The following is a 12754-nucleotide window of genomic DNA, read 5'->3' on the forward strand; positions in this document are numbered from 1 at the left end:
TGCTGTCCTTAAGCCTGAGGCTGGGTCGAGGTGGCGCTGACCTGGGTATCCAGTTGCGCCGCCGGTCGTGCAAACAGAATAATGATGCCGGAGACAAAACAGGGTACGGCACCGAACCAGAGAGCGGCTTCCTGCCAGTGGCCGCCCTGACTCAGCACCGAGGTAGTACCAATACCGGCTACGATGGCACCGACCGGTCCCATAGCCATGATGAGGGCACCCGCCGTCGCGCGGATTGCGGTAGGAAAGCTTTCACTGATAAAAAACAGGGCAGCGGCATAGGGTCCGATCAGGAAGAACAGACCGACGCTGTACAGCGCAACGATGATGGCAAAGTTGTCCGGACAGAACAGCATGGCGGCAAAGGCAATACCGCCCAGCATCCAGCCTCCGGCAATGGTGTTGCGGCGGCCAATCCGATCGCCGAGCCAGCCGTGCGCCAGGTAACCGCAGTAACCCACCAGATTCGACAGAATCAGGATCAGCAGCGAGTTATTGAACGACACATCGTGGGTTTTGGTGATGACCGTCGTGCCCAGCACGCTAAAGATCTGGATTGCGAACCAGTTCAGCAGAATGGCAATGCCGAGCACTAAGGTCGAACGCAGGGCGGTGCCACGAAACGCCGAAGCAAAACCCGATTTAGGCTGATCTTCATACGGCACCAGATAGTCGGCAGCCACCTGACGGGCATCCTTGTCTTTGCCCTGCTCGCGCAGCGTTTTGATTTTTTTCTGCACTTCAAACTGTGGCGTTTCTTTGAGTCTGAGCGCCAGCAGCGCAATGACCAGCGAGGGGAACGCGGCGAAAATAAAGCTCCCCTGCCAGCCAATGATCGGCAGCAAAATCGCGGTCAGGGCTGATGCGACCAGCGCCCCCACCGGCCATCCGCCCTGCACCAGGCTGTAAACGAAGCCCTTGCGCTTGTTGAGTTTAGGATCGTCGAGTGCGGTATAAAGCTCAGATAAATAGGTGGCGTTTACCGTCTGCTCTGCATAGCCAAGGCCAGCGACGGAGCGAATAGCGGTTAACGCGCTCTTGCCCCACAGGCCGCCGATTGCGGTCAGCAGCGAGCACAGCGCCGCGCCGCCCACCGTAATCACGATGCCCATGCGACGCCCCAGCCGGTCGACCAGTGGCCCAATGGCCAGGGCGATGACCGCCCCGCCGAAAGCGACCCAGGTGGCAATCTCCGACTGCTCAACTTCACTCCAGCCAAAGTGGCCGCCGATTTCCGGCAGTAACGTGCCGAAAAGAATGAAGTCGTAAACGGCAAAAATCCAGGCGAAGAAGGCAATCCATGTGGCGAATTTCACATCCCTGATGGTTAACTGCTGTGGCTGCCAGCCGTTAACGGATTTTTTTTTGTAGATGCTCATGTCGTGATCGCTCTGCAAGATAAAGGAAAGAAACTTAACGCGGTTTGCGCGCTAAGAAGTCATCTGCGATTTCGTCGAAGGTGACAAATCGCACACCCTGGTGGCTCTGGATGTACTTGATCAGACGTTCCAGCATCAGCAGCACCTGCGGACGACCTGAAACGTCGGGATGAATGGTCATGGTAAACACCGCGTAGTCATTTTCGCGGTAAACCCAGTCGAACTGGTCGCGCCAGATCTCTTCCAAATGACGGGGGTTCACAAAGCCGTGGCTGTTTGGCGATTTTTTGATAAACATCATTGGCGGCAGGTCATCGAGATACCAGTTAGCGGGGATCTCGACCAAATCGGTCTCTTCACCACGCGTCAGCGGCTTCATCCAGCTGTCGGGATGCTGGCTGTAATCAATTTTGGTCCAGCTGTCGCCGACGCGAACGTAATAAGGATGAAAGTCGTTGTGCATCAGACTGTGATCGTATTTGATGCCCTTTTTCAGCAGCAGCTCGTTGGTCACGTTGCTGAATTCCCACCAGGGCGCCACATAGCCTGTCGGACGTTTTCCGGACAGCTGGGTGACCAGCTCAATGCTGCGGTCCAGTACGGCTTCTTCCTGCGCGGGTGTCATGGCGATGGGGTTTTCATGGCTGTAACCGTGAACGCCAATTTCATGCCCTGCGTCCACCACCGCTTTCATCTGCTCAGGAAAGGTTTCAATGGAGTGACCGGGAATAAACCAGGTGGTACGCAACTGGTGTTCAGCAAACATTTTCAGCAGGCGCGGTGCACCCACCTCCCCGGCAAACAGTCCGCGTGAGATATCATCCGGCGAGTCTTCCCCGCCGTAAGAACCCAGCCAGCCCGCAACCGCATCCACATCAACACCAAATGCACACAAAATTTCTTTAGCCATGAGTCTTTCCTCTAAGGAGTTAAGCGCAGACGGAATGGTCTGCCGTAAACGTGCCTGCGACCGTGCTGGCAGCGTGAAGAAGCCGGCGATCCTCGCCAGCAGGAAGGGAAAAAAGCAGGCTGGTATACAGCCCGTTTGCGTCTTTGCCGGTCGGCAAAGCGATTCCCGGCATATCCAGCAGACTGCCCGGCATGGTTAACCGCAGCGTGGCAAGATTGGTCTGGGCAAACAGATCGTCGTCTTGCATCAAGGGGGCCAGTTCCGGTGCGGTGTGGGCAACGGTAGGCGTAATCAGCACCGCCCCGTCCAGTTCTGCCGCCAGTGCCTGTTGCCACGACTTGCGTTGTGCCAGAAACGTTTCAAGCACCGCAGGATCCTGATGGCTGGCGGCAAGCAGGCGTTCCCGTACGCGCGCATCCATCAATGCCGCGTCAGGCGAGGCTAACAGTTCGCGATGCAGCAGCCAGGCCTCACGTCCACCCGGCCAGCCCTTATCGGCAATCCAGGCCAGTGCCTGGTTAAAGGCCTGAAGTGGCGCGTGATCAATTCTGAACCCGGCGGCCGTCAACTGGGCTATCCGGCGACAAGCGTTCTCACGCACGGCCGGCTGGCACGCGGCCAGTAAGGCCTCGTCGACACGAAAGTGCGGCGCAGGAAAGCGCATTTTTTGCGCGCCGCACAGAATGTCATCCAGGGCAATAGCATCACGTACGCTTCGGCATAGCGGCCCCACCGTGTCCAGCGAGTGCGCCAGAGGATAGACGCCCGTTGTCACATAGCGCTGGCGACTGGCGCGATAGCCAATCGTGCCGCTGAATGCGGCAGGAATCCGTATTGAGCCGCCAGTGTCGGTGCCAAAGGCGATACAGGCGAGACCTTCCGCAATTGCCCGTCCCGCGCCGCTGGACGATCCTCCGGGTGCAAAAAGCTGCGACGTAGTGCCCCGGATGGCCGGCGTACCAAAACTGGGATTGAGTCCAAGGCCGGAAAACGCGAATTCACTCAGGTTGGTTTTACCCAGCGTCACCAGTCCTGCTGCCGAACACTGTGCCACCAGCGCGGCATCCTGTGGTGCGACAGGGACATTGCTTCGCGTAGCCGACCCGGCGGAGGTCTGGCTTGACTGAATATCGAACAGATCTTTCCAGGCCACCGGAATACCATCCAGTGGGCTCAGCGGGCGGCACGCTTGCCAGCGCAGCGTTGAGGCTTCGGCCTCTTCGCGGGCACGGGCGGCGGTCATTGAGATGAAAACGGAAGGCGCGTTTTCAGCCGCTTTTAGACAGGCTGTGGTAAAGGCCAGCGGCGACAGGCGCTGTTGTGCATAGAGCGCACTGATTCCCAGCGCATCAATCTGACCAGCCATGAATAACTGACGAACATTTTCGGCCTGCACAGCATCACCTTTAAATGTATATTACGTTTCAATGTACATTTGAAGATAGCAATAACGGTGCCATAAAAAGCACTGTTAAGTTGCATAATTGTGATCATGTCGATCCTTATAATTAAATTTGATGTGTTATCAAGGGGTTATTTGCCGCATTTTCGATAATTTCGTCACGTCACAGATGAAATTGCACGCAGACATTAAATGTATTAATTTAAAAGTGATCCATTATTGGGCAAGGTGCACTACATCAGTGCTGTTGATAGCCTGCACCGGGAGTGCTGTCAGATATGCTAATGTGGCTGGCAGGACGGAGAGCAGAAGATGAAACAATGCAAAACAAGGTGACGGGAACGGACATGGACGATGCAGGCTCTGCGCGTTACGAAAGTATTCGCCAGGTTTTACTGAAGGTTTTTCAGCAGAATAGCGTGCCTGCAGGGCTTGTGCTGCTGGAAGGTCCGCTGGCGCAACTGTTTGGCACCAGTCGTGTTCCCGTCCGGCGGGCGTTAAGCATGCTGCATGATGAAGGCTGGATTGCCCGTTTTGAAGGTCGGGGATTTATCGTTGCGCGCGATAATGAGGACGTTGAGCCGGTTCGCATTGCGCTGACGCGCGAGCTGTTCGGCCTTGAACAGCGCGACGAGCTGGTTGATACGCGCAGCACGGGTGAAAAAGTGCTCGAAAACCTGCAGGGGATCCTGTCTACCGCGATGGTATTCGGCTGCTACCAGGTGGATGAAACGGGCGCGGCGAAGCACTATAACACCAGCCGCGCGGTGATACGCGAGAGCCTGATGCGCCTGCGCGACAAGGGGCTGGTAGAAAAAGAGCCCTATTCTCAGTGGCTGACAGGCCCGTTAACCGCGCGCGAACTGGCTGACCATTTTGAAATCAGGGCGCATCTGGAGCCGGCCGCATTACGAAAAGCCGGGGAACGGTTAAGTGTTGCCTGGCTTAACGCGCGGCTGGATAACGTGCAAACCTGCCGGGGCAAACAGCTTAATGCCGCGGAACTCGAAATGCTGGAAGAAGATCTGCACATTCGCAGCCTGGAGCCTGCGGGCAATAAGCTGATGATGCAAATTTTACGGCAAAATCAATCGCCGTTTATCGTCACCCGAATTTTCTACGAGCGGCTCAGCATTCCTGTCGACAGCGCAATGCTGGATGAACACAGCCTGGTCTATGAATTTTTACTGAAAAGGAACTGGGAACTGGCGGCCGCCTGTATGCGCGATCACCTTGAGCGGGCGCAGGTCAGAACATTACAGCGCCTGAAAGTCTTATCCGTGTTACCGGTGCCTGAATTGCCGGTCTTTATGGAGCGCCAGTAAGCCCTTCCAGCGAAAAAATCTAAAACGAAACGCGCCGCATTAATCAGGTTCAATCATAAATTATCAGACGAAAATCGCGTGACTGATGAACATGCGGCCAGCCTGCCACAGGATCGTTTTACTGCGAGCCCCGCCGCGAGCCTCTCGCATTGACAGATCGGCTTTTTGCTGCTGAACGCCACGAGTGTGCTGAACGCCACGAGTGTTAAGAAGACGTAAAGTAATTGCTGGCATATAATCCATCTTGCTCTTCTAAGACACGCACAAATAAGACACGCACAAAGCTGAAGCATGCTGAGACGGATCTCACGCCATTTTCCTGATGTCGGAAACGCCCTGTCAGTATCGCCAGATAATAAACAGCTTGTCCCCCCCACCGACAATGAGCGAGCGAATTATTGTGAATAAATTAACGGCATTGAAAAAAGGATATGCAAAAGTTTTCTTATGGCTTTTGCTCACGCTGTTTTTAACCCCTGCGATTACATTGGTTTTTGCTCACTACGGCAGTCACGAACTCGATCAGGAATACACCCAGATTTTTATCGATAATGCGCGTGCGCAGAATCAAAGTCTGGGTAAATTAATGCAGTTTCTGCAAGCCAATCCGCCTTCCAGCGTCTGCGGACCGGTCGCCGACAATTTGATTGACTATAAAAATGCCGTCTGTGGACCGGGTTCCGAACTGTCGCAATTTTATCTCATCGGCAAAGTCGCTCTATGGACGATGGTTTTCAGCGGCGTCATTCTGCTGATGATCCTTCTGTTCAGTGCGCTGGCATTTAAAAGCCGACGGGGGCAGTTACTCAGCCTCCGCCTGGCGCGTCCCTTTTTAATGCTGGCGTGCTCGCTGCAGGTGCTGGTACAGGGCGCCATGTTGGTGTGGCTTTCTTTCTGGGGCACCGCCTTTTTCACGCAAAAATACTATCCAAAGCTGGTGATCCTGGTCGCACTGCTGGTGTTGGCTGCGATGTATTACATGATCAAAGGCATCTTTAAAAAGCTGCCGCCGGAGGAGAGCATTGAAGGCGACGTGGTCAGCCGCGAAGCAGCCCCGGCACTCTGGGCGTGTGTTGACGCGCTGGCGGCCAGCGTGGGCACTATCCCGCCGGATCACATCATCGCCGGTATCGATACCAACTTCTTCGTGACAGAAGCACCGCTGAGCGTGAACGACCAGCCACTGCAAGGCCGAAAACTGTATGTCAGTATTCCCCTGCTGCGTCAGCTGAGTACCGCGCAGGCTGACAGCGTGATGGTGCATGAACTGACACACCTGCACGAAGGCGATACGGCATCGGGTGCCTTGCTGGGTCCAAAGCTCCATCGGTTCGATATGTATACGCAGTTAATGAGCGAGAATCTGTCCACGCTTATTGTCTTTTATCCGCTCTATCTTTATCGCCTGTTCTTCGAACTCGCGTGGCAGCGTAACAGCCGTGAACGCGAATTTATCGCCGACCGGAACGCCGCCGCGCGCGTCTCCTCTGCGGCGATTATTGAATCGTTAATCAAAATCTCAGCCTATGCCAGCTATCGTTACGAAGTTGAGCGTAAGCTTTTTGCAAATAAAACGCTGTATGAAAATGCACCCGGGATCAGTCAGGCCATCGCCGTTGGCCTGCCGCAACACGTGAGTTCCGCAGACTTTGTCAGCACGATGCGTGAACAGAATATCCCCCATCCCTTTGATTCTCATCCCCCACTGTCTGAAAGAATGCGCAACGTTAACTATGCCGTGGAAGAGGCGGATTACGCCGTCATCGCCGCGACATCACCGGCGGACAGTTGGGTCGATGTAATCCCGGTCGCCGATCAGATAGAGCAGCGGCTCTGGCAAAAATATGAGCGAGACTTCACCTCGCAACATGAAGAGAGCCTGGCCTGGCGTTACCAACCGACGGGTGAAGAAGAGACAGCGCTGGTCTTAAAGTATTTTCCGGATGTGCCTTTCACGCTCAAAGATGGTTCGCAGATGATCATTACCTGGCAAGGCATCGTGCAGCCGCATTCAGCCGGTTTACTTGAGTGGGATAACGTCAAAAATATTAACGTCCTGCGTCAGTTCGGCAGAGACAGTGTGTATGTGCAGCATGTTCAGCCCAATGCACAGGGCAAAAAGCGCAGCAAAATCCGCCTGCCCGGTCTGAAAAAAGAGATTGAACACGTTAAATACACGCTCAACTATTACTGGCATCGCCACCAGACGGTGCGGGCGCTGAAAGAACAGGTGCAGCCGGAAACCCCTCAAGGCACGGCCTGACCTCTGCCGTCGCGGGCGCGCCTGCGACGGTTTTTATTTTTTACGCACCACGGCTGCCGGACAGGCTCACGTCCGGCGTTTTAGCGGCCCGTTGCCGCCGTTGCTTCAACCTCCAGCAGCACGCCGTAGTGGAGTTCCGGCACCGGCACGATAGCTCTGGCGGGTTTCCACTCGCCGAGCCATTGTGCATATAGCCTGTTAAATTCTGCCCACAGCCCGACATCCACCAGATAAACCCTCACCATCACCAGATGATGCTTATTGAGGCCTTCCTGCTGCAGGCAGGCCTCCAGATTGGCCAACACCTGCGACGTCTGCTCAGCAAAGGAGGCCGTGCTGCGCATTTCTCCGGCTGGCGTGACCGGCAACAGGCCGGAGATAAACATCAATCCCGAGGTCAGCGCATAGTGCGAATAGTGGCCCGGATGCGGTGTGTCCTGTATATCGCGCGCGTGTATTAATGGTTGCATCTTCACCTCTTTACATCATGCCCGGCTTTTTCAGCGTTGTGCCGTCGCGGAAACGGGAATAGCGGAACGCGGTGGGATCGACAATCGGCGCATCCCCGGTGACCAGGTCCGCCGTGAGACGTCCCGCACCGGGGCCAATACCAAATCCATGGCCGCTGTAGCCGCAAGACAGGATCAGCCCCGGAAGCTGCGGTACGGCAGAAATGACCGGAATGTCGTCCGGCATGCAGTCAATCACGCCGCCCCAGGCCTGAGTCACCCGCAGCCCGGCCAGCGCCGGAAACTCCCTGCCTATCGCCGCCAGCCCCTTTTCAACGATGCCGTCTGAAACCTGAGGATCCAGCACCCGAAGTTTCTCGAAGGGTGAAAGGCCATCCATAGACCAGCTTGCCCGGGATTCAGGGCCTTGCAAAAACGATGAGAACCGGATTTTGGTTTCCAGATTTAACCGGCGGGCTTTGTATAAGGGGAAAAACTCTCGGGCATAGCGTAAGCCCTGGAACCCCGGCTCCAGCCGTCCGGTTCCAGACAGCGCAATGGTATAACCTCCGTCCTGGCGTGGACGACAGGCAAAGGCATCCGTATAGAAAGGCAGAGTGAGCGGCTGCTCCGCAGGATGGGTACGAAACGCACTGCCAATGACGTTACCGGCGGGCAGATCGATGCCGTGGCGGCGGCAAAACAGCGATGTCCAGGCGCCCGTGGCGCATACGACCTGGGCGGTTTTGATCAGGCCGCGTTCGGTTATCACCCCACTGACCTGTCCTGCCGAGATATCCAGCCCGCGAACCGCACAGCGCTGAAACAGAAACGCGCCCTTTTTCACCGCGGCTTCCATCAGCCCCGGCGCGGCTAAAGCCGGGTCGGCATAACCGTCGTCAGGGGAATGTACGCCGCCATGCCAGTTTGTGGTACTGCCCGGCGTCATCGTTTTGGCCTCGGCGGCACTCAGCATTCGACTGCGAATGCCGTACTGCTTTGCCATCTTGCCCCAGTTATCCCAGTTGCGAATATCCTTCTCCGTTCGCGTGGCATAGACCAGCCCGCTGGCGCGAAACCCTACGTCCATTCCGATGTCGTCGCTCAGCGCATGCCAGCGTTGCAGGGCGTGCAGAATGAGCGGAATTTCCCGCTCGTCGCGGTTAAGCTGACGGCACCAGCCCCAGTTACGGCTGGACTGCTCTGCGCCGACAAGGCCCTTTTCGATCACGGCAACCCGATAGCCTTTTTTGGTCAGCTCCCAACAGGTCGCTGCACCTGCAATCCCGGCACCGATAATCACCACATCCACCGAATCGGGGAAATATGTACTGTCCTGAACAAGCCTGAGCGGTGCGGGCATCGTCTGTGATCTCCAGTAAAGGTGTTAAAAATCGATTAAGACACTCTTGTAGCGCTGACATGACTCAAAGGCCTGGCGCCCAAGATCTTTGCCAAAACCTGACCCCTGAAAGCCGCCGGTTGGAATGATAAAGTCCCAGGTTCGACGATAGCGGTTGATCCAGACCGTACCGCTGTCCAGGGCTTTCATCAGCCGCATCGCACGTGGCATGTTGAGCGTATGCACGCCTGCACATAAGCCAAAAACGCGATGCTGTGCGAGCGCCAGGGCTTCTTCTTCATCGCTAAACGTCTGGATGGTCAGCACCGGTCCGAAGATCTCCTCCTGAATCGCGACGTTATCCTGATTCACATTGGCTAACAGCGTCGGTTGCCAGAACCAGCCCTGCGCGGTGTTTTCGTAACGCTGGCCGCCGGCCAGAATGCTGGCCCCCTGCGCCACGGACTGCGCGATAATCGTCGCGACTTTTTCCCCCTGACGTTGATCAATCAGCGGACAGTAACGCGTGGCGGCCTGCCAGGTCATACCGGGCAGCGGTGTTTTGCACAGGGCGATAAGCTTTTCGATGACCCGTTCCGCGATACCTTTCTGAATGATCAGACGCGTCCCTGAAACACAGGCCTGACCGGCGTTGACGGTGAAGCCCAGAAACAGGCGCTCGGCGATTTCATCCGCATCGCCTGCATCGTCAAAAACCAGCTGCGGGCTTTTTCCGCCCAGTTCCAGCGTCACGGGCTTGGTACCGTGCAACGCGGCCTGGCTCATGATCGCCGCCCCGGTCGCGGTTGAACCGGTAAAGGACACCTTTCTGACCAGAGGATGGGTCACCAGTGCATTGCCGGTGACCTGTCCGCCGCCCTGAACGACGTTGAGCACGCCGGGCGGAATACCGGCCTGCACGGCCAGCTCAGCCAGCCGCGCGGTGGAAAATGGCGTCAGCTCAGAGGGCTTGAGCACCACCGCGTTTCCCGCAGCCAGCGCCGGGCCGCACTTCCACGACGCCATCGACAACGGGAAATTCCACGGCGTGATCGCGCCGATCACGCCATAAGGTTCCGGCACCAGCATCCCCAGGCTACTGTTCTGGGTTGGAAACACATCTCCGCTGTACTTGTCTGCGCATTCTGCATAAAAACGCAGAGCAGCGGCGGTGAAAGGCACTTCAATATTGATCGTGTCCGTTATCGGACGCGTGGAGCCCACCGCCTCAAGCTGCGCCAGATAATCTTTGTCGGCATCGATCAAATCCGCCCAGCGGGAAATGGCCGCGCCCCGTTCGCGTGGCGAGCAGCTTGACCAGCCGCTGCGAATGCGCGCGTCTTCCGCGAGGCTTACCGCCTCGCCGACCGTTTCTGCGCCCGCTTCGTTGATGTCGGCATAATGCTGGCCATCCGAGGGACGTTTAATCCCCATTGTTTTGCCGGATGCCGAAACAAACTGGCCGTTGATAAAATGTCCGGTCGAAAGACGGACCTTATCGGGATCAAAATCTGACATGATGTCCTCTCACAATGAATGGAAAAAACGCTACCAGCCAACGATGCGTTGCCAGACCTCATGTTCGCCGTTTCGGGTGTCGATCACCTGATAGTGCGTATGCATCGCGGCGGTCGCGCAGGCGTGGTTAGGCAGAATGCGCAGCAGGGTACCCAGTGGAAAATCTCCGGTGGAATACGCACTGTCGCGCGGCAACGCAATAATTCCGTGCTCCTGATTGGTGGTTGTCAGCAGCAATCCCAACGGACAACCCGCGTCGTCGCACACCAGCCCGTAGCCATAATCGGTATCCTGTGAGGCGGTGCCGCGATCGCGTGACATAGCCATCCAGCCGGCATCAACAAAAACCCAGCCCTTGTCGTGGTTGTGGCCGATCACCGTTGTCACCACCGAAAGCGCAATGTCGTCCTGGGTGCAGACGCCCAGATTGTGCATAAACAGATCGAAGGTGGAAAACACCCCGGCCCTCACCTCGGTTACGCCCGTGAGGTCCGTAGCCGCATGCGCCGTGGGCGTGGAGCCAACGCTGACGACCGGGCACGGGATCCCTGCGGCACGGATATGCTGGGCAGCGGTAATGGCAGCCTGGCACTCTTGCTGCGCCGCCCGCTGAATGTCTTGCGGCGTGCGGCAATGGTAGGACTCGCCCGCGTGGGTCATTACCCCTTCCACCACCATCCCGTGCTGATGCAGATGACCGGCAATCTCGGCCAACGTCCCGTCGTCAGGTCGAATGCCGCCGCGATGGCCATCGCAGTCGATCTCAATGAAAACGGAAAACGTCACCTGATGCTGTAAAGCGTAATCGCTGATGGCCTGTGCCTGCGCCATGCTGTCCAGCAACACATGCACCTGTTTGCCGCTGCACCGCAGGGCGGCAATACGCGGCAATTTAGCGGGCGCAATCCCCACGGCGTAAAGCACATTGCTGAAGCCAGCGGCGACAAAGGCTTCGGCCTCTGCCAGGGTAGAAACGGTGGCAGGTGAAGAGGATGCTTTGAGCAGATAAGGCGCAGACTGGAGAGTGCGAAGCGTTTTCAGATGCGGGCGAATCTGACAGCGTTGCCCTTCGATTCGCTGATACAAGCGGTTGATATTGCGTTCAAACTTAACTTTATCTAACAGCAGATAAGGCGTGGTTATGGTTAAGTGATTGAGCATCGTCGAATTCCTGTAAGGTTTTATTGATGCTCTCATCGTTTAAATCTGTTTAAAATGCCGTCAGGCCCAATTAATGATTAGGTTTGAACCTAATGATCAACAGCGAAGATTTACGTTTTTTTCAGGTCATTGCCCTGCATCCGACGCTGGCGGCGGCGGCGCGCCATCTGGATATCACGCCGCCTTCCGTGACGCAGCGCCTGCAAAGTATTGAACAAAAGATCGGGGTGAAGCTGATCCTGCGTCCGGCAAAACGCATCATTCTGACCGATGAAGGCGAAGCTCTGCTGGGTCGCGCCCGGGTGATTTTGCATGAGATAGACCAGTTGCAGGATGTGATCGATCAGACACGAAACCGCATCAGCGGAACGCTGAGAGTGCTGGCCCCGTTGGGCTTTGGTTCCGAACACATTGCCCCGCTGCTGGCGGAGTACGCCGACAGCCATGCCGATCTCAGTATCGATCTCACCCTCTCCGATAACCCTGACTGGATGCAGGCCGATAAGTGGGATGTGGTGATCTATATCGGCCATCTGCGCGACTCCACGCTCTACAGCACCCGGCTCGCCGCCAATCCGCGTTTACTCTGCGCCTCGCCGGCTTATCTGCAGCAGCAGGGTACGCCGACGCATCCTGATGCGCTGCAGCACCATCACTGTCTGGTGATTCGGGAAAATGCGGAAGATGTGACGCGCTGGACATTCAGCCACAACGGGGACGAAACGACCCTAAGGATTACGCCACGTCTCGCCAGCAATGATGGTCGTATCATTAAAAAATGGGCACTGAGCGGTAAAGGGATTATGGTACGCTCCGCCTGGGATGTCAGCCGCGAGATCCGCCAGGGCCTTCTTGTTCCCTTGCTGCCCGCGTTTACCCTGCCGTCTGCCGATATCGTCGCCCTGACCAGCCTGCAGGAAAAAAAGCGCCTTCCCCGCACTCAGGGCTTTATCGACCTGATGAAACACACCTTCAGCGCCCCGCCGTGGGAGATCGATTAGGCCT

Annotated in this window: 11 protein-coding genes; 3 read left to right on the forward strand and 8 right to left on the reverse strand. The window is 56.5% G+C overall.

All coding sequences use genetic code 11. The features are described 5' to 3' along the window. Window positions 1-8: 8 nt before the first annotated feature. Genes DFO57_RS04665 through DFO57_RS04675 form a run of 3 tightly spaced genes read right to left on the reverse strand, consistent with a single transcriptional unit; the run spans window position 9 to window position 3685 of the window. Window positions 9-1379, reverse strand: a complete 1371-nt coding sequence (locus tag DFO57_RS04665; RefSeq protein ID WP_110015127.1) for an MFS transporter — start codon at window positions 1377-1379, stop codon at window positions 9-11. Between the two features lie 34 nt (window positions 1380-1413). After that, window positions 1414-2289, reverse strand: a complete 876-nt coding sequence (locus DFO57_RS04670; protein WP_013025811.1) for a polysaccharide deacetylase — start codon at window positions 2287-2289, stop codon at window positions 1414-1416. A 19-nt stretch (window positions 2290-2308) separates the two neighbouring features. Continuing rightward, window positions 2309-3685 (reverse strand): amidase family protein, encoded by a 1377-nt coding sequence (locus tag DFO57_RS04675; RefSeq protein ID WP_014605814.1) that lies wholly within the window; start codon window positions 3683-3685, stop codon window positions 2309-2311. A gap of 284 nt (window positions 3686-3969) precedes the next feature. Between DFO57_RS04675 and DFO57_RS04680 the strand changes: the two genes are divergently transcribed. After that, window positions 3970-5016, forward strand: coding sequence for a GntR family transcriptional regulator (locus tag DFO57_RS04680; protein WP_019105199.1), 1047 nt, complete (start codon window positions 3970-3972; stop codon window positions 5014-5016). A gap of 63 nt (window positions 5017-5079) precedes the next feature. Here the strand turns inward: DFO57_RS04680 and DFO57_RS22655 are convergent, their stop codons facing one another. Continuing rightward, entirely contained in the window at window positions 5080-5250 is a 171-nt protein-coding gene (locus DFO57_RS22655; protein WP_158279688.1) for a hypothetical protein, read from the reverse strand. Window positions 5251-5398: 148 nt separating this feature from the next. On the opposite strand from DFO57_RS22655, the gene DFO57_RS04690 reads away from it, so the two are divergent. Further along, window positions 5399-7279, forward strand: coding sequence for a M48 family metallopeptidase (locus DFO57_RS04690; protein ID WP_199226563.1), 1881 nt, complete (start codon window positions 5399-5401; stop codon window positions 7277-7279). A gap of 80 nt (window positions 7280-7359) precedes the next feature. Here DFO57_RS04690 and DFO57_RS04695 read toward each other — a convergent pair whose 3' ends face one another. Genes DFO57_RS04695 through DFO57_RS04710 form a run of 4 tightly spaced genes read right to left on the reverse strand, consistent with a single transcriptional unit; the run spans window position 7360 to window position 11749 of the window. Next, window positions 7360-7749 (reverse strand): RidA family protein, encoded by a 390-nt coding sequence (locus tag DFO57_RS04695; protein ID WP_015700278.1) that lies wholly within the window; start codon window positions 7747-7749, stop codon window positions 7360-7362. A gap of 10 nt (window positions 7750-7759) precedes the next feature. Next, complete coding sequence (locus DFO57_RS04700; RefSeq protein WP_019105196.1) at window positions 7760-9091, reverse strand: FAD-binding oxidoreductase; 1332 nt, start codon at window positions 9089-9091, stop codon at window positions 7760-7762. Window positions 9092-9115: 24 nt separating this feature from the next. Further along, a complete protein-coding gene (locus tag DFO57_RS04705; protein ID WP_014605809.1) occupies window positions 9116-10588 on the reverse strand; it encodes an aldehyde dehydrogenase in 1473 nt (490 codons plus the stop codon). 30 nt (window positions 10589-10618) lie between these two features. Further along, window positions 10619-11749 (reverse strand): DSD1 family PLP-dependent enzyme, encoded by a 1131-nt coding sequence (locus DFO57_RS04710; RefSeq protein ID WP_015700275.1) that lies wholly within the window; start codon window positions 11747-11749, stop codon window positions 10619-10621. A gap of 92 nt (window positions 11750-11841) precedes the next feature. Here DFO57_RS04710 and DFO57_RS04715 point away from each other — a divergent pair, with 92 nt between their 5' ends. Beyond that, window positions 11842-12750 (forward strand): LysR family transcriptional regulator, encoded by a 909-nt coding sequence (locus tag DFO57_RS04715; RefSeq protein ID WP_019105195.1) that lies wholly within the window; start codon window positions 11842-11844, stop codon window positions 12748-12750. Window positions 12751-12754 lie beyond the last annotated feature (4 nt).

It is taken from the genome of Pantoea sp. AG702 (assembly GCF_003182295.1).
Classification (GTDB): domain Bacteria; phylum Pseudomonadota; class Gammaproteobacteria; order Enterobacterales; family Enterobacteriaceae; genus Pantoea; species Pantoea ananatis.